The sequence below is a fragment of the Streptomyces sp. ISL-96 genome (assembly GCF_018614035.1).
In the GTDB taxonomy this organism is placed as follows: Bacteria; Actinomycetota; Actinomycetes; order Streptomycetales; family Streptomycetaceae; genus Streptomyces.
Genome location: NZ_JAGGPA010000048.1, coordinates 45,135 through 62,148, shown reverse-complemented (window position 1 = coordinate 62,148; position 17,014 = coordinate 45,135). Strand labels below are relative to the sequence as shown.

Sequence of the window (17,014 nt, the reverse complement as noted above, 5' to 3'; positions counted from 1 at the left end):
CGAGCCTTTCGAAGGAACGCGACCGCCGTGTCACAGCCCGAACTCCCCACCCTGCCGGTCACCTTCCGGCCGACCCGCACCCGGGCCGTCCTCCTGACCGTCGGAGTGGCGATGTTCGGCGTCATCACCGCGGTCGCCCTGCTCCTCGAAACGCTCAGCGCCGGGGAGCGGGTCAGCTTCATCTTCACCGCGCTGCTGCTCTTCGGCGTACTGCTGCTGCTGAGCCGCCCCAAGGTCGTCGCCGACGAGGCCGGTGTCACCGTGGTCAACCTGACCACCAAGCGCAGGCTGGAGTGGGCCGAGATCGTACGGGTCAACCTGCGCCCCGGTGACGCCTGGGTCTTCCTCGACCTCAGCGACGGCACCAGCCTCCCGGCCCTCGGCATCCAGCCCGGTGTCGCCAAGCAGCAGGCCATCCGCGACGCCCGCGCCCTGCGCGCCCTCGCGGAATCCCGCGGCACCGGCCCACACACCGGCTGAGCCCCTGCCCGACCGGGCACGGTCCCGTTTACTCTGTGGAAGGCGGCGCCGAGGGCGCCGCGCTCCGCACTCAGGGCGCTCCATCGGCCCGCGGAGTACCTGCGACCCGAGGAGTGACTCCCTCCAGCAATGGACGGATCGTCCGGCAATACCTGCGCCGCCCCTTGTTCTGATTTCTCCGAGGCGGCGGCATGACCATCCCCCTCCTGCTGCTCGCCGCGGCATTCCTCCTGATCCTCGCCAACGGTTTCTTCGTGGCCGCCGAATTCGGCCTGGTCACCGTCGAGAAGCAGGACGCCGAGCGCGCCGCCGCCGAAGGCGACCGGCGGGCCCGCACCGTCGTATCAGCGCTGCGCGAGCTGTCCTTCCAGCTCTCCGGAACCCAGCTCGGCATCACCATCACCTCGCTGGTGGTCGGCATGCTGGCCCAGCCCGCGCTGGCCCACCTGCTGTCCGGTCCCTTCACGGCAGTCGGCATACCCGAAGGGGCTGTCCCCGGCGTCTCCGTCATGGTCGGCATGCTGCTCGCATCCGCCGTCCAGATGGTGATCGGCGAGCTCGTCCCGAAGAACTGGGCCGTCTCCCGCCCGTTGCAGGTCGCGCGCTTCGTCGCCGGACCGCAGCACCTCTTCTCCACCGTCTTCCGCCCGGTTATCTCCCTGCTCAACGCGGTCGCCAACCGGCTCGTACGGATGCTGGGCGTCGAGCCCACCGACGAGCTGGCCTCCGCCCGCACCCCGGGCGAACTCGTCTCGCTCGCCCATCACTCGGCGCGGGCCGGCGCCCTCGAACAGGACACCGCCGATCTGTTCGTACGGACGCTCTCCCTCGGCGGACTCACCGCGCAGCACGTCATGACGCCGCGCGTGAAGGTCAGCGCCCTCCAGTCCTCCGCGACCGCCGCCGACGTACTCAACCTCACCCGTGCCACCGGCCTCTCGCGCTTCCCCGTCTACCGGGAGCGCATCGACGAGATCGTCGGCATGGTCCACCTCAAGGACGCGCTCGCCGTGCCGGTGCACGAACGCCTGCGGACCCCGGTGACCAGGGTCGCCGTACCGCCGCTGAGGGTCCCGGAGACCCTGCCCGTGCAGCAGCTCCTCGACCGGCTGCGCAGCGAGCAGCCCATCGCCGTGGTCGTCGACGAATACGGCGGTACGGCCGGGGTGGTCACCCTGGAGGACATCGTCGAGGAGCTCGTCGGAGAGGTCAGGGACGAGCACGACGAGGGCGCCCAGCGGCCGGAACTGGCCGCCGCGCCCGCCGAGGACGGCCATCCGGCCTGGGACGCGGACGGCAGCTGCCGGGTCCTCACCCTGCGCCGCATAGGCCTCGAAGTACCCGAGGGGCCGTACGAAACCGTGGCCGGGCTCGTCGCCGACCTGCTGGGGCGCATCCCCGCTCCCGGCGACCGCGCCGAACTGCCCGGCTGGCGGCTGTCCGTACGGCAGGTGCATCGCTACCGCGCGGAGCGGGTGCGCTTCGTCCGTACCGCGCGAGTTGCCCCGGAGGTTGTGCGATGAGCGTTCTCCAACTGCTGTTTGCCCTGCTCCTCGTGCTCGCGAACGGCTTCTTCGTCGGCGCCGAGTTCGCGCTCGTCTCCGTACGCCGCAGCCAGATCGAACCACTCGCGGCCCAGGGCTCCGCGCGCGCCAGGCAGGTGCTGCACGGCCTGGAGAATCTGCCGCAGATGATGGCGGCGGCCCAGTTCGGCATCACCGTCTGCTCCCTGACGCTCGGCGCGGTCGCGGAGCCGACCGTGGCGCACCTGCTGGAGCCGGTCTTCCACGCCGTGCACCTGCCCGAAGGGCTGATCCATCCACTGGGGTACGTGATCGCGCTCGCCGTGGTCGTCTTCCTGCACCTGGTCATCGGCGAGATGGTTCCCAAGAACCTCGCCATGGCCGCCCCGGAGAAGACCGCGCTGTGGCTCAGCCCCGGCCTTGTCGGTTTCGCCCGGCTGTGCCGTCCGGTGACGGCCGGGCTCGGCGCGTGCGCGCGGGTGGTGCTGCGGCTCTTCGGCGTCGAGGCCAGGGACGAGGTCGAGGCCGTCTTCACCAGCGAACAGCTCAACCGGCTCGTTGAGGACTCCGGCCAGGCCGGGCTGCTGGAGCCGGGGGAGCAGGAGCGGCTGGAGGACGCACTGGAGCTCGGCAGCCTGCCGGTCACCGACGTGCTGCTCGACCGGGCGTCGCTCGTGACCGTGAAGCCGTCGGTCACCCCTCGGGAGATCGAGGAGCTGACGGTGCGCACCGGCTACTCGCGCTTCCCGGTGTGCGCCGACGGCGGGGCCTTCATGGGCTACGTCCACGTCAAGGACGTACTCGACCTGGAGGAGCGGGAACGGGCGGTTCCGCAGCAGGTCTGGCGCCCGATGGCGACGCTGAGCGCCGAACTGCCCCTGGACGACGCCCTGTCCGTGATGCGCCGCGCGGCGACGCATCTGGCGCAGGTCGCGGACGGGGCGGGGCGGGTGCTCGGGCTGGTGGCGCTGGAGGACGTACTGGAAATGCTGGTGGGCGAGGTGCGCGATCCCGCTCACCGGGTGGTGGTGCCGCAGCTGTCCCGGGACACGGCGCCGGCGGCGGCAGCGGACGAAGCGGCGGCTCTGGTGGGGTGACAGGGGGGACCGTCCGCGCTTTCAGAGCGCGGGCGGTTCCTGTCGGCCGCGGTTCGCCGGTCCGCGCCCCGAAAGGACCTCGCCGTACGCCTGCATCAGGTCGGGCAGGCGCAGCGTCGAGAGGTCGTCGCGGGTGGGGGTGGCGGCGTAACCGGAGAGCCTGAGGTCGCGGTACGCGCAGCTCTTCTCGTACAGCGTGCGCAGGAAACGGCCGTTGCCCAGCTCGTCGATCCAGCCCTGGTCGACGACGTGCCCGCTGATGCTGCGCAGCTCGTCCACCGCCTCTTCGTCCCACGCGTCGCCGTTCTCGGCGGCCAGCACCTCGCCTATGGCCGTCAGCTCCAGCGGCCGGTAGCTGGGGAAGTCGACGCGGGTCGTGAAGCGGGACGAGAGGCCCGGATTGACGGCGAGCAGGCGGTCCATGCCCTCCGGGTAGCCGGCGAGGATCACGACGAGGTGGTCCCGGTTGTCCTCGGCGCGCTTGAGGAGCACCTGGAGGGCTTCGTCGCCGTACGCGTCACCTTTGCTGTACCCGGAGTTGGAAAGGCTGTAGGCCTCGTCGACGAAGAGCACCCCACCGATCGCCGAGTCGATCAGCTCGTTCGCCTTGACGGCGGTCTGCCCGAGGAACTCACCGACCAGATCGGCTCGTTGGGCCTCCACCAGATGGTCGCCGCCGAGCAGCCCGAGGGCGTAGAAGACCCGTCCCAGGATGCGCGCGACCGTGGTCTTGCCGGTACCCGAAGGGCCGGAGAAGACGAAATGACGCTTCGGCGGCTGTACGGGAAGGCCCTGCCCGGCCCGCAGCCTGGCCATGTTCAGCTGCGCCGACAGGGCTTTGACCTGGCGCTTCACCGGTTCGAGGCCGACCATACGCTCCAGCTCCGCCAGCGCCTCGGCGAGCAGCGCCGGATCGGAGGGACCGGCCGGAAAGGCCTGAGGCGCGCCGGGCCGCGGCGGAGTCGTCGTTTTCTCCCGTACGCCGCTGTCCCCGGCCGCCGGCACCGCGCCGCCGCCGAGCGGCGGCTGGCCTCCGCCGCCCAGCAGCAGGTCCCGGCCGCCCTCCGGAACCTCGGGGCCCGCCAGGCTCTCCGTATCACCCGCCGCGTCGGCCGCGTCCTGGCCGATCCCCGCCAGCGATACGGCGGCGAAGCCGGCGGAGTCCTCGTACCCGTCGCCCTCGGCGATCGCCGCGAGCCGCGCCGAGGTGTCCATGAAGGCCGGATCCACCCGGTGCACGGCCCGGTAGAGCGGCAGCGCGGCCGCGCTGCGCCCGGTGCCCTCGTGCGCGCGGGCCAGCCAGTAGCGCAGCTCCTTGCGCTGCGGCTGCTCACTGCGGCAGCGCATCAGGGCGGCCGACAGCATCGGCTCGGCCTGCCCGTACATCTCCAGCCGCACCCGCGCCATGCCGCCGAAGAGCCCGGTCTCGATGCCGAGCAGCGGGTCGTCGACGAGCGGATCCGTGTGCCGTACGAGCTGCTCCCAGTCCTTGACCAGGTACGCCCGGCACGCGTGCAGGAACCGCACCTGCGGATCGGCGTCCACCGGCGGCAGTCCGGCGAGCGCCCGGTCGAGCTCGGGCACATGGCGGCCGTCGAGCCAGTGGGAGGCGTGCGCGAGCAGCAGGTCGCGCGGCTTCTCCAGGACGGGCTGGACCCACCAGCCCAGCCAGTACCACGAGTTGAGGGTGCGGCGGTGGCGGGCGCGCTGCTCGCCGAAGCGCTCGCGGTGGCGGTACATGCGCAGCAGGGCGGTGGTGGTGTCGATGCGCAGGGCGTGGAGCCCGAGCCAGCCGTCGGCCATGCCGGGATCCATCCGTACGGCGGCCCTGAATTCCTCTTCGGCCTGCGGATAGGCGCCCATCGTGTACGCGTCGACGCCACGCAGCCAGGCGAGGTCGGCCGGGGCATTGATGCCCTGCGTACCGAATTCCGTCACGTCCCCCACAGACCGTGCCCTCCGTGATGTGCCGGCCGGGCGTGCGCCCGTCGACTGTCCTCGGAACCGCTTTGTCGCGGACGGGAATTGACCGCACCGTAAGGCATCGTACCCGTGCGGGTGGCACAGACCTAAGGGTGGCGCAGGCCCGGCAGCGACAGTGACCGAGGGTGAGCGGACGGGGTCCCCCGACGCCCGTCGAGGGGCGCTCTGGGCAGAACGAAGCCCCCGATCACGGGGGAACAACCGGGGGCTTCGCGTCTGCGGGGCTTCGAAAAGCCGCACATTGAGAACGTAAGACCTGTACGCCCCCTGGGTCAAGCGGAGTTGAGGCACTTGCGAGGGAGGTTTTCAAGCCGTTTCTGAGGGTCGGGGCAGGTAGTCACGCATCGTGACGGTTTGGTTCGGTCGTGCTGTCGAGGCCGGCCCCGGGAGCCACTCGTACCCCTCCTGACACTGCCGTACCAGCAGCTCCGCATACGGCCGCGAGGGGTCCGCAGCGAAATGGCGTATCTCCGCCGCTGTCCATCCGTCCCAGAAGCCGGCCTGCGCCGGCCCGTCCCTGCGCCGCCCGCGCGCCCAGGACTCGTCCGCACCCATCTCCATCCAGAGCAGCCGCGCGAGATCCGGCCGTACGGCGGCCCGCCCGGCCCCGACCCCTTCGATGAGCACGACGGGCGCGGCGGCGAGTGGCTGCGCGGGCCCGAAGCGGCGCAGCGTCCAGTCGTACGGGGCGTACCGCGCGCTCTCCCCGCGCGAGAGCGGCCCCGTCACCTGCTCGCGCAGCCGTCCGGTCCACTCGAAGAGCTCGTCGTGGGTGGCCAGATCGTCGAGGTGCAGTACGGGCGCCCCGCCGAGCACGGCCGCCAGTCGCGCGGCGAAGGTGCTCTTGCCGGACCCGGCATGCCCGTCGACGGCGACGAGCCGCACGGGGCCGCAGGAGGGCGGCAGCGCGCGCAGGGACTGGGCCAGCAGATCGAGACGACGTTCCACGCCTCCACCTTAGGTCGCGCGCGGCGGGGCTTTGCCTGGGGCTCCGCCCCGGACCCCGCTCCTCAAACGCCGGAGGCTCCGCAGGACAGGGCCCAGCGCCGCGCCACCGGTCCACACCAATATTGGTCGGAGCGACGCGGTCCGAAGTGCTGGCAGAAGCCCGCCGCCACCAGCCATAGTTGGCCCACTGTCGTGCACCTGCCCGCGCCATCCGCATCCGACCCGGGGGCCATGACCATGACCAGACCCACGTCACGCCGCACCGTACTGACCGCCGCGATCGCCGCAGCGGTCGGCGTGGGCACGGCATCAGCCGCCCCTGCCGTCGCCGCCCCGACCCGCCTCGTGGACAACCGCTTCTGGTCCTCCTACCCGGACTGGCGCTCCGGCACCGCCGCCGGAACAAGGCCCGTGGCAGGCCGCAGGCCCGGACTGGTCATGGCGACCCCGTCGGGCCGCACCGACTACGCCGACCCGCACACCGGCACCACCTCCACCTGGGAGAGCGCCACCTGGACCTCACCCGTCCACCGCTCCACAGTTCCGGCGGCCGAGGTCATCGCCTCCTGGAACGCCCACACCCCCGCCGGCACCTGGCTCGCGGTCGAGCTGCACGGCACGTACGCGGACGGCACGACGACACCCTGGTACGTCATGGGCCGCTGGGCGGCGGGCGACGCCGACATCAAGCGCACCTCCGTCGACGGCCAGAGTGACGGCCGCAGCAGCATCTGGACCGACACGTTCTCCATGAACAGCACAGCCGGCGCCCTGCGCCTCGCCTCGTACCAACTGAGGCTGACCCTCCACCGCAAGCCCGGCACGACGCTGACCCCCACGGTCTGGCGCCTCGGTGCGATGGCCTCCGACATCCCGGACCGCTTCACCGTGCCGGCCTCGCAGCCCGGCGTATCCCGTGAGCTCGTCGTCCCGCGCTACTCGCAGAACACGCACATCGGCCAGTACCCCGAGTACGACAACGGCGGCGAGGCCTGGTGCAGCCCCACCTCCTCGCAGATGGTCATCGAGTACTGGGGCCGCAAGCCCACCGCCGCCGACCTGGCCTGGGTCGACCCGGCCTTCGCGGACCCGCAGGTCTGCCACGCGGCGCGCTTCACGTTCGACTACCAGTACGACGGGTGCGGCAACTGGCCCTTCAACGCCGCGTACGCCGCGACGTACAAGGACATGAGCGCCGTCGTCACCCGCCTCCACTCGCTCACCGACCTGGAGACGCTGGTCCGCGTGGGAATCCCGGCCATAACGTCGCAGTCCTTCCTCAAGGAGGAGCTGACGGGCGCGGGCTACGGCACGGCAGGCCACCTCATGACCGTCATCGGGTTCACGCCCGACGGCGACGTGATCGCGAACGACCCCGCCTCGCCGAGCAACGAGGCAGTGCGCCGCGTCTACAGGCGCCGCGAGTGGGAGAACATCTGGCTGCGTACGAAGCGCTACAACGCCAACGGAAAGGTCACATCCGGCACGGGCGGCGTCTGCTACATCTACTGGCCCGCTCATCCCACCCCCGCCCAGCGACGCGCGCTCGCAGCGGTCGGCATCCGCTGAGCCCACCCGGCGCTCTCCTCAACCCCCGGGATCACGATGCCTCCAGGGTCAGCCCGTCCGTGACGATCACGTCCGAGGTCACCAGAGCCTGTTCGGCGCTGACATCGGTCATGAAGACGAACGGCGGCACCACGGGTGGCACCGGCAGGCCGTCCGGGGTGAAGGTGAGGCAGAGAATCCCCTCCAGGCAGCCGCTGAACTTGGTGAGGTAGAGCGTCACGTTGCCGCTCAGGTCCAGGGTGTCGGCCCCCAGGGCGAGTTCGTCGCGGCCGTCGCGGGTCCTCAGGCGGTAGTCGGTGAGGGAGGCGGACCGCATCTTCAGCACCATCGCCTTCACCGGCCCGTCGGCGGTCGGCACCTCCCGTACCCCCGCGATCAGGAACCCGTGCGGTGCGAAGAGCGTCGTGGTGACGGTCGGCGGCGTACGCGGTGCGACGACGGACCCGGGCTCCGGCGCCTTGCCGACGACCGGGCCCGGGCCGAGCGCCGCCAGCAGGACGACCGGGAGCGCGGCCGCGAGGGTACGCGGCCCCTGCCCGTCCCGCAGCGGCGAGACATCCTCCCGCGCCCCGTCTTGTGCGGACTGTACGGGCGTCCAGCCGAACCCCATCGCGCTGCCCGCGATCCCCAGCCCCATCCCGACCACGAAACCGCCGAGATTGGTCGCGGCGAAGGACAGCACGGACAGCAGCAGAGCATTGATGCTCACGTAGTGGCGGGTATGCGGCAGGAACCAGAGGAACAGCCCCGCCGTGATCAGCGCGAGCCCGATCCCGATCGCAGCCAGCCCGCCGAGGCCGAGGCTCACCAGCACCGTCAGCGGCGACAGCGGCACCAGCAGCAGCTCGGTCCCGCCGAGCATCAGCAGCAGCCCGCCCCAGAAGGGCCGGGTCCGCCGCCAGCCCCGCAGGCGGCGCCGCTTGTCCGGATACGGCAGCCGCTCTTCCAGCCATCCCCGTGCCGGACGGCGGGTCCGGAGCGCGCGGGTCCCGAGCACGCGGGTCAGAAGCACTTCTTGCCGTCCAGGCTCACGTCGATGCTGAGCCCCTTCAGCCGGAAATTCCCGCCGGTCGCGGACCAGGCGTGCGACTTCACGCCCGCGACCTCGATGTCCCCGGCCTGGAGGCCGAACTTCCCGACCTCGCCCTTGACCCCGGGCACCTCGTCCAGCGTCGACGCGTCCCGGCCGATCTGCGCGGTGCCGAAGCGGGCGTTTCCGACGAGATCCTCGGCGTCGATGACCAGACTGCTGGCCGTCACCTCACCGGCCTTCCCTCCCGCCGTGAGCTTGAAGACGACCTTCCCGACCGGCGTGCCGACCTCCGCGGCCTGGCAGATGTCGCTGAGCCGGGCGTCGCCGATGCCGAGCAGGGCGACGGGATGCCCCTTGCCGTCCGCCGACCGGTCGGTTTGTACGTAACTGGACAGGCCCTGGCTCGTCAGTTTCCCCGACGCCACCTGGAAGCTCGTCCCCGATACGGCGAACGACGCGGCCAGCGCGCCCTGGCCCATCATCGACGCCATCACTCCGACCGCGAGGACCGCCGGCACGGCGACGACCGCCGTCTTCTTCCATGCCGTTCTGCCCTCGGTAGGCGGCGACTGCTGCTGTTGCTTGGCTGCGCTCACTTGTTCCTCCCGTACGTCGTTGCGGTGCGCAGGGGAAGTGCGTGGCCGATCGCCTACAGGACGACGCAGGAAGGGAGTTGGCGCAGGTCTGCCATACTGCGGAGATCCTGTGGCAGTTGGAGACTAGGGCCGGTATTGAATATTAGTCAACAGCGTGGTTCCACCGAGCGATCGCAGGTGCGCCGCGCCGAACTCATCGCGACCGGGCGGAAGTTGTTCGCCGACACGTCGTACGACGCCCTGTCGATGGACGACATCGCCCGGCACGCGGGCGTCGCCAAGGGCTTGATCTACTACTACTTCAAGAGCAAACGCGGCTACTACCTCGCCATCGTCGAGGAGTCGGTCGCCGACCTCGTCGCGCGGGCGGGCAGCGAGCCGGACCTCCCGACCGCCGAGCGGGTCCAGCGCACCATCGACGGCTATCTGCGCTACGCCCAGCACCACCAGGCGGCGTACCGCACGATCGTCACCGGCGGCGTCGGCTTCGACACCGAGGTGCAGGCCATCCGGGACGCGGTGCGCGAGGAGCTGATCGCCACCATCGCGGAGGGCGCGTACGGCCGCCGCGACATCCCTGTCGTCGCCCGATTGGCCCTGATCGGCTGGATGACCGGGGTCGAGGGAGTCACGCTGGACTGGCTGAGCCACCAGGAGCTCGACCGCGACGCCGTCCGCGCCCTGCTCACCGGGCTGCTGCGCGCCACGCTCCGTACGATCGAGGAACTGGAACCGAGCTGCCCGGCGCCGTCCACAACCCAGTGACGGCACCCAGTGACGGCACCCAGTGACGGCACCCCGTGACGGAAGGCATTCCATCGGGCATACTCATCCCGCCACAGCCGCTGGCCAGCGACTTCCGTGATCCGGAGGGATGCCGGCGGCCAGGCAGTGAGACCGGCGGCGCCGCCACACCCTGCGCGCGCGCCCGCCGCAGCGCCCGACAGGGAGGAGAGCGCCGCAATGTCCGACCGCGCCCCGCAGCCGGTGGAACGTCAGCTGCCCACCGAGGAGTCCCGGGACCTGCTCGCGCTCGTGCGCGAAATGATCCAGCGGGAGATCGCGCCCACGGCCGCAGCCGAGGAGGACGCCGGGCACTTCCCGCGCGAGATCTTCGCGCTGCTCTCCGAATCCGGTCTGCTCGGTCTGCCGTACGACGCCGAGTACGGCGGCGGAGACCAGCCGTACGAGGTGTATCTCCAGGTACTCGAAGAGCTCGCCGCCGCCCGCCTCACGGTCGGCCTCGGCGTCAGCGTCCACAGCCTCGCCTGCCACGCCCTCGCCGGTTACGGCACCAAGGAGCAGCGGGCAACGCACCTGCCCGCCATGCTCGGCGGCGGCCTGCTCGGCGCCTACTGCCTCTCGGAGCCCGCCTCCGGATCCGACGCGGCCTCGCTGCGCACCAAGGCCGTGCGCGACGGCGACGACTGGGTCATCACCGGTACGAAGGCCTGGATCACCCACGGCGGAATCGCCGACTTCTACACCGTCCTCGCCCGTACGGGCCGTGAGGGCGCCCGCGGCATCACGGCCTTCCTGGTGCCGGGCGACGCCGAGGGGCTGAACGCCGCGGCGCCCGAGAAGAAGATGGGCATGAAGGGCTCGCCCACCGCCCAGCTCAACTTCGACGGCGTACGGATCCCGGACTCGCGCCGCATCGGCGAGGAGGGGCAGGGCTTCGCGATAGCGCTGTCCGCGCTCGACTCGGGCCGCCTCGGCATCGCGGCCTGCGCGGTCGGCGTCGCCCAGGCGGCGCTGGACGAGGCCGCCTCGTACGCCACCGGAAGGCAGCAGTTCGGCCGGCCGATCGCCGACTTCCAGGGCCTGCGCTTCATGCTCGCCGACATGGCCACCCAGATCGAGGCCGGCCGGTCGCTGTACCTGGCGGCTGCGCGCCTGCGGGACGCCGGGCGGCCGTTCTCGCGGGAGGCCGCGATGGCGAAGCTGTTCTGCACGGACGCGGCGATGCGCGTGACGACCGACGCCGTCCAGGTGCTCGGCGGCTACGGCTACACGCTGGACTTCCCCGTCGAGCGCTTCATGCGCGAGGCGAAGGTGCTCCAGATCGTCGAGGGTACGAACCAGATTCAGCGCATGGTCATCGCACGCCATCTCCTGGGTCCCGAGACCCGCTGAACCGGCTCCCCTCAGGCCACGCCGGGGACGCCACGAGCCGGGCCCATTCCGGGTCGCGGCGTCCCGGCAGGGTCCGGCCGTGGCTGTGCCACTGGCGCAGAAGGGCGCGGTAGAGGGGCGGATCCGAGGGATGCGGAACCGATTCTGCCGGAGCGGAGGGCGGATAAAGGAGACGTCGGCGTCCGTCGCCGACCGGGGTGTACTGCAGGGTCATATCGGGCCAACAGCCGCAAGGCCGCCGGAGTTATCGCCGACCTCATTCGGGCGTCCGTTCGCGCGGTGAACGGGGCCGGCCGGGGCGTGACGCGCGTATGGCCCTGAGCACGGTTTCTGACGTACCGTCAAAAACCCCGCCGGGGGCCGCACCGCTACGTCCGTGCCCAGGAGGACCGCCGTGGCCGAGGACCGCCCCATCGCGCTTGACGAGTACCCGATCCACCAGGCCCCGCTGTCGATGAAGCACGTCGCCACGGGGGACCGCAACGCCTATGACCGGTGCATCTTCCACCTCGTGGACCACTCCGGCCGCGCCCTTCTCATCGCAGGGCTCGGCGTCTACCCCAACACCGGTGTGATCGACGCCTACGCGACTGTGCGCATCGGAGACCGCCTGCACGCCGTGCGCGCTTCCGACGCACTCACCGACGACCGTATGAACCTGTCCGTAGGTCCTCTGCGGATCACCGTCGACGAGCCGCTGCGGCGTTTCACCCTGCACTGCGACGCCGACCCCGCCGACCCGGACTCCCTCTCGTACGACGTCACCTGGACCGCGGACTTCCCCGCCGTCTGGGAGCCGCACCACGTCCAGCGGCGCGGCGACCGCCTGATGCTCGAAGGCCGCCGCTTCGTCCAGGCAGGCGGTTGTACGGGCGTGATCCGCGCCGGGGGAGAGGAGATACGGCCGGCCGCGGGGGAGTGGACCGGCACCCGAGACCGCAGCTGGGGCGTACGGCCGATCCCGGGCGAGGACGGCGGCCGGGCCGCCGAGGAGCACCGCCCCGAGGGCTTCCACTGGCTCTGGATCCCGGCCCGCTTCGACGACCGCTTCCTGATGGTGATCGCCCAGGAGGACGCCGACGGGCACCGCGGCCTGAACGAGGCGCTGCTCGTGCGCGAGGGCGAGCGCGACGTCCAACTCGGCTGGCCGCAGGCCGACATCACCTACCGCACCGGCACCCGACACCCCGAGCGCGCCGTCATCCACCTCGCCGGCCCCGACCGCAAGCCGCTGGAGCTCGGCGTCGAGATCCTGAACTCCTCGCCGCTGGCCGTCGGCGCCGGCTACCCGCCCGCGACGGACTGGCAGCACGGCAGCTGGCAGGGGCGCGGCTGGACGGACCGGCGTACGTACGACCTCTCCGACCCCGCAGCGCACCCCATGGCCGCGTACGGCGTCACCGACCACGCCGCCCGCTTCACCCTCGACGGGCGGACCGGCCACGGCATCTTCGAGCACGGCACCTTCGGCCGCCACGACCCGAGCGGCTTCACCGGCTACGAATCGGTCGCCCCCTGAACGCCCCTGAACGTCACCCTCCTGACAGGAGTACGGCATGGCAACCGCACCCCGCCCCCGCACCACCACCCGCGACCCCGAAGAGCTCGGCCGGCGCCTGGCCGCCTGGCTCGGCGCGCGGCTGCCCGGCGCGCGCGTCAGCGGCGTCAACGCGCCCGCCTCCAACGGCATGTCGAGCGAGACGCTGCTCTTCGACCTGGCCCACCCGTCCGCCCCCGTGTCGGCCTGCGCCCTGCGACTGGCCGCCGACCCCGCCGCGTACAGCGTCTTCCCGGTCTACGACATGGCCCGCCAGCACCGCGTCATGAGCCTCGTCGCCGAGCACACGAGCGTCCCCGTGCCACGCGTCCTGTGGCTGGAGGAGGACCCCGGACCGCTCGGGGCGCCCTTCTTCGTCATGGAACGCGCCGACGGCCGCGTACCGCCCGACGTCATGCCCTATACGTACGAGGGCAATTGGCTCCACTCCGCCACCGACGCCGAACGCGAGCGCCTCCAGGACGCGACGCTCACGGTCCTCGCGCGCCTGCACGACGAATTCCCGCCGAAGGAAGCGGAGTTCCTGATGGCGCAGGGCACGGGCAGCCCCCTGCGCCGCCACGTGGCCGCCCAACGGACGTACTACGAATGGGTCGTGGACGGCGTAGCACGGTCACCGCTCATCGAGACCGCCTTCGACTGGCTCGACGCGCACTGGCCCGACGACACCGGCCCGGCCGTGCTGAGCTGGGGCGACGCCCGTATCGGCAACATCATTTACGACGGCTTCGAGCCCGCCGCCGTACTCGACTGGGAAATGGCGTCCTACGGACCGCGCGAACTCGACCTGGGCTGGGCGGTGTACCTCCACCGCTTCTTCCAGGACCTGACGGTGAGCTTCGGCCAGAGCGGCCTGCCGGACTTCCTGCGGCGCGAGGCCGTCGAGCGGCGTTACGCCGAACTCACCGGCCACACACCGCGGGACATGGAGTTCCACACGCTGTACGCCGCCCTGCGGCACGCCATCGTGATGCTGCGCATCGCCTACCGGCAGGTGCACTTCGGTGAGGTCCGGGTCCCGGAGAACCCGGACGCGATGATTCTGCACCGGGCGTCACTGGAGGCGATGGTGCGCGGAACGTACTGGGCGGCTGCCTGAGCCGGGGCCCTGCCCCGGCCCCCGAAGCTCCGTCGGCCGCCCCTACGCGGCGCGTCGCAACTGCGACGCCTTGAGCGGGCGCGAGCCCGGACCGCCGACGTGCGAGAACGGCTGCGTCCGCCAGTCGAGTCCCTGAGGGAGCGTCAACAGCAGGGCTGTTTCCTGCTCCTGGACCTCCAGGGTCTCGTCGGCGGGCTTGGCGTCCGCCGCCGGGCGCCCGGTGCCCGCGCACGCCGTGAGCCCGAACGGGTTCCAGGGGGTGGGGCACTTGGCGTGCTCGGGCAGGACGGTCTCGTCCGCCAGCAACGCGATCGGCTGGGCACAGTCCGGGCAGATCACTCGGAACATCTCAAAGGTGTCGTACGCGTCGAGATCGTCGAAGTCGTCCTCGCCGACGGATGCGGGTTCGACAGGATCCGGTTCACTGCGTCCGGTGCGCTTCAGGTTCTGCATGGAGACACTCCCCCTCGGGTGGGCCGACAAGGCGCTGCGGCCTCGACCACAGCAAGCACTTCCCGCCACGCACGCGTGGTAATCGCGCCTGCCCGACGGACACGGTCGTAGGCCTGTGGCGTTCGTCACATGCCCCTCGCAGATGCCCCTCCGAGAGGCCTGCGGCTGTTCGGGAGGCTCTCCGGGGCAATAGGTTGATCCGCTATGGAGGAGCTGGATCGTCAGATCGTGGATTTGCTCGTCAAGGACGGGCGGATGAGTTACACCGACCTGGGCAAGGCCACTGGCCTGTCCACCTCGGCCGTGCACCAGCGCGTGCGCAGGCTGGAGCAGCGGGGCGTCATCCGGGGCTATGCCGCGGTGGTGGACCCCGAGGCCGTCGGGTTGCCGCTCACCGCTTTCATCTCGGTGAAACCGTTCGATCCCAGCGCCCCCGACGACATCTCGGAACGGCTCGCGGGCGTTCCCGAGATCGAGGCGTGCCACAGCGTGGCGGGCGAGGAGAACTACATCCTCAAGGTGCGCGTCGCCACCCCGCTCGAACTGGAGCACCTGCTGACCCGGATCCGTTCCCTGGCCGGCGTGTCCACGCGTACGACCGTGGTCCTGTCCACGCCGTACGAGGCCCGCCCGCCGCAGGTCTGACCCCACCCGGAGGACCGCCCGCCCGGCCCCCGCGCACGGAACGTCGCGCGCGAGGGGCGAGACTGTTCACCATGACCGAGCACAACGCCCCCACCCCTCAGGCCGCCGGACACCGCACTGTGCTGCTGCGTGGCGGAGAGGTCCACAGCCCCGCCGACCCCTTCGCCACCGCGATGGTCGTCGAACGCGGACATGTCGCCTGGGTGGGCTCCGAAGGCGCGGCCGACGCCTTCGCCTCCGGGGTCGACGAGGTGATCGACCTCGAAGGGGCACTGGTCACCCCCGCCTTCACGGACGCACACGTGCACACCACGTCCACCGGCCTCGCGCTCACCGGCCTCGACCTCTCCGGCGCGCGGAGCCTCGCCGGTGCGCTGGAGCTCGTACGGGCGCACGCCGCCGCGGCCCCGGCGGGCCGGATCCTCCTCGGGCACGGCTGGGACGCCACGCGCTGGCCCGAACAGCGGCCCCCGTCCCGCGCCGAATTCGACGAGGCGGCCGGCGGCCGGCCGCTGTACCTGCCCCGGATCGACGTCCACTCGGCCGTCGTCACCACCGCCCTCCTGGACCTCGTCCCCGGCATCACCGGCCTGGCGGGCTACCACCCGGACGCCCCGCTCACCGCCGCCGCCCATCACGCGGTACGGGGCGCGGCGCACAGCGCCGTCACCCCGGCGCAGCGCGCCGAAGCGCAGCGCGCGGCGCTCGCGCACGCCGCCTCGCTCGGTATCGGTACGGTCCACGAGTGCGCGGGACCCGGCATCTCCGACGAGGAGGACTTCACCGGCCTGCTGAAGCTGGCGGCGGAGCGTCCCGGCCCGCGCGTCTTCGGCTACTGGGCCGAGCAGGTCGCGAGTGCGAAGGACGCCGAACGTATTCGCGAACTGGGCGCGGCAGGCGCCGCCGGCGACCTCTTCGTCGACGGATCGTTCGGCTCGCACACCGCCTGCCTGCACGAGCCGTACGCCGACGCTGCCCACACCGGCGCGGCCTACCTCGACACGGCGGCCGTCGCCGCCCATGTCGTCGCCTGCACCGAAGCAGGACTCCAGGCCGGCTTCCACGCCATCGGCGACGCCGCCGTCACCTCGGTCGTCGACGGCGTGCGCGCCGCCGCCGAGAAGGTCGGCCCCGCCCGGATCCGCGCCGCTCGACACCGCGTCGAGCACGCCGAGATGCTGACCCCCGCCACGATCGCCGCCTTCGCCGAATTCGGCCTGACCGCGTCCGTGCAGCCGGCCTTCGACGCGGCCTGGGGCGACGAGGACGGGATGTACGCACAGCGCCTGGGCGCCGAGCGGGCCCGTACCCTCAACCCGTACGCCGCCCTGCTGCGCGCCGGTGTGCCGCTGGCCTTCGGCTCCGACAGCCCGGTCACCCCGCTCGACCCGTGGGGGACGGTCCGCGCGGCGGCCTTCCACCGCACGCCCGAGCACCGGATCTCCGTACGCGCCGCCTTCACCGCCCACACGCGCGGCGGCTGGCGTGCGGTTGGCCGCGACGACGCGGGCACGCTCGTACCGGGCGCCCCCGCCGACTACGCGCTCTGGCGCGCCGACGAGCTCGTCGTACAGGCGCCCGACGACCGGGTCGCCCGCTGGTCGACCGACCCGCGCTCGGGCACGCCCGGGCTGCCGGATCTCACGCCCGGCGCCGACCTCCCCGTCTGTCTGCGGACCGTGGTCTTCGGACAAACTGTTTACGTGAGACCGAACGAGTGATGTGCGCGGGCCGCGTACGGCCGATCGGTGTTCGCGAGAGGTCTCGTGTCACCTGCGTACCTTCGGCACTGACCTGGTGATTTGAGTAAACTCCCCAGGTCAAAGGGCTATTGACAGAAAGCGGCCACCGGCGGGTAGGTTCGGCGAGTCCACCGCAGGACGTCCGACCGGCA

General features: G+C 71.6%; 15 protein-coding genes. 10 read left to right on the top strand and 5 right to left on the bottom strand.

From position 1 onward, the window contains the following. The first annotated feature begins 27 nt into the window (after positions 1–27). The 3 genes from J7E96_RS27655 to J7E96_RS27645 all read left to right on the top strand — a co-directional run bounded on the left by J7E96_RS27655 (position 28) and on the right by J7E96_RS27645 (position 3,100). Positions 28–480, top strand: coding sequence for a PH domain-containing protein (locus J7E96_RS27655; RefSeq protein WP_215134978.1), 453 nt, complete (start codon positions 28–30; stop codon positions 478–480). 191 nt (positions 481–671) lie between these two features. Beyond that, a complete protein-coding gene (locus tag J7E96_RS27650) occupies positions 672–2,003 on the top strand; it encodes a hemolysin family protein (protein ID WP_215134976.1) in 1,332 nt (443 codons plus the stop codon). After that, positions 2,000–3,100: a hemolysin family protein gene (locus J7E96_RS27645; RefSeq protein WP_215134974.1), complete on the top strand. Its 1,101-nt coding sequence runs from the start codon at positions 2,000–2,002 to the stop codon at positions 3,098–3,100. Before J7E96_RS27650 ends, J7E96_RS27645 begins: the two co-directional genes overlap by 4 nt. A gap of 21 nt (positions 3,101–3,121) precedes the next feature. On the opposite strand, the gene J7E96_RS27640 is transcribed toward J7E96_RS27645, so the two are convergent. Further along, a complete protein-coding gene (locus J7E96_RS27640; protein WP_215134972.1) occupies positions 3,122–5,047 on the bottom strand; it encodes an AAA family ATPase in 1,926 nt (641 codons plus the stop codon). Positions 5,048–5,389: 342 nt separating this feature from the next. After that, on the bottom strand, positions 5,390–6,031 hold the full coding sequence (locus J7E96_RS27635) for a uridine kinase (RefSeq protein WP_215134970.1): 642 nt from the start codon (positions 6,029–6,031) through the stop codon (positions 5,390–5,392). Positions 6,032–6,268: 237 nt separating this feature from the next. On the opposite strand from J7E96_RS27635, the gene J7E96_RS27630 reads away from it, so the two are divergent. Beyond that, entirely contained in the window at positions 6,269–7,600 is a 1,332-nt protein-coding gene (locus tag J7E96_RS27630) for a peptidase C39 family protein (protein WP_215134968.1), read from the top strand. 31 nt (positions 7,601–7,631) lie between these two features. Here J7E96_RS27630 and J7E96_RS27625 read toward each other — a convergent pair whose 3' ends face one another. After that, on the bottom strand, positions 7,632–8,612 hold the full coding sequence (locus J7E96_RS27625) for a DUF6114 domain-containing protein (protein ID WP_308296164.1): 981 nt from the start codon (positions 8,610–8,612) through the stop codon (positions 7,632–7,634). Beyond that, complete coding sequence (locus tag J7E96_RS27620) at positions 8,603–9,124, bottom strand: DUF6230 family protein (protein WP_251070532.1); 522 nt, start codon at positions 9,122–9,124, stop codon at positions 8,603–8,605. Before J7E96_RS27620 ends, J7E96_RS27625 begins: the two co-directional genes overlap by 10 nt. Positions 9,125–9,364: 240 nt before the next feature. Between J7E96_RS27620 and J7E96_RS27615 the strand changes: the two genes are divergently transcribed. From J7E96_RS27615 to J7E96_RS27600, 4 genes are all read left to right on the top strand, one after another. Then, positions 9,365–9,994, top strand: a complete 630-nt coding sequence (locus tag J7E96_RS27615; protein WP_215134964.1) for a TetR/AcrR family transcriptional regulator — start codon at positions 9,365–9,367, stop codon at positions 9,992–9,994. A 198-nt stretch (positions 9,995–10,192) separates the two neighbouring features. Next, positions 10,193–11,365, top strand: a complete 1,173-nt coding sequence (locus J7E96_RS27610; protein ID WP_215134961.1) for an acyl-CoA dehydrogenase family protein — start codon at positions 10,193–10,195, stop codon at positions 11,363–11,365. 394 nt (positions 11,366–11,759) lie between these two features. Further along, complete coding sequence (locus J7E96_RS27605; protein WP_215134959.1) at positions 11,760–12,884, top strand: hypothetical protein; 1,125 nt, start codon at positions 11,760–11,762, stop codon at positions 12,882–12,884. A 37-nt stretch (positions 12,885–12,921) separates the two neighbouring features. Next, positions 12,922–14,022, top strand: a complete 1,101-nt coding sequence (locus J7E96_RS27600; protein ID WP_215134957.1) for a phosphotransferase family protein — start codon at positions 12,922–12,924, stop codon at positions 14,020–14,022. Positions 14,023–14,064: 42 nt separating this feature from the next. Here J7E96_RS27600 and J7E96_RS27595 read toward each other — a convergent pair whose 3' ends face one another. Further along, the gene (locus J7E96_RS27595; protein WP_215134955.1) at positions 14,065–14,475 is read right to left on the bottom strand and encodes a hypothetical protein; all 411 of its coding nucleotides are present in this window, start codon (positions 14,473–14,475) and stop codon (positions 14,065–14,067) included. A 204-nt stretch (positions 14,476–14,679) separates the two neighbouring features. Here J7E96_RS27595 and J7E96_RS27590 point away from each other — a divergent pair, with 204 nt between their 5' ends. Together J7E96_RS27590 and J7E96_RS27585 are read left to right on the top strand one after the other, a co-directional pair. Further along, positions 14,680–15,120, top strand: a complete 441-nt coding sequence (locus J7E96_RS27590; protein WP_028814025.1) for an Lrp/AsnC family transcriptional regulator — start codon at positions 14,680–14,682, stop codon at positions 15,118–15,120. A gap of 71 nt (positions 15,121–15,191) precedes the next feature. Continuing rightward, positions 15,192–16,841: an amidohydrolase gene (locus J7E96_RS27585; RefSeq protein ID WP_215134953.1), complete on the top strand. Its 1,650-nt coding sequence runs from the start codon at positions 15,192–15,194 to the stop codon at positions 16,839–16,841. The last annotated feature ends 173 nt before the right edge of the window (positions 16,842–17,014 follow it).

Coding starts and splice junctions, on each gene's coding strand:
- J7E96_RS27650 (WP_215134976.1), top strand. CDS start 672: ATGACCATCCCCCTCCTGCTGCTCGCCGCGGCATTCCTCCTGATCCTC.
- J7E96_RS27645 (WP_215134974.1), top strand. CDS start 2,000: ATGAGCGTTCTCCAACTGCTGTTTGCCCTGCTCCTCGTGCTCGCGAAC.
- J7E96_RS27630 (WP_215134968.1), top strand. CDS start 6,269: ATGACCAGACCCACGTCACGCCGCACCGTACTGACCGCCGCGATCGCC.
- J7E96_RS27620 (WP_251070532.1), bottom strand. CDS start 9,124: ATGGCGTCGATGATGGGCCAGGGCGCGCTGGCCGCGTCGTTCGCCGTA.
- J7E96_RS27610 (WP_215134961.1), top strand. CDS start 10,193: ATGTCCGACCGCGCCCCGCAGCCGGTGGAACGTCAGCTGCCCACCGAG.
- J7E96_RS27600 (WP_215134957.1), top strand. CDS start 12,922: ATGGCAACCGCACCCCGCCCCCGCACCACCACCCGCGACCCCGAAGAG.
- J7E96_RS27595 (WP_215134955.1), bottom strand. CDS start 14,475: ATGCAGAACCTGAAGCGCACCGGACGCAGTGAACCGGATCCTGTCGAA.
- J7E96_RS27590 (WP_028814025.1), top strand. CDS start 14,680: ATGGAGGAGCTGGATCGTCAGATCGTGGATTTGCTCGTCAAGGACGGG.
- J7E96_RS27585 (WP_215134953.1), top strand. CDS start 15,192: ATGACCGAGCACAACGCCCCCACCCCTCAGGCCGCCGGACACCGCACT.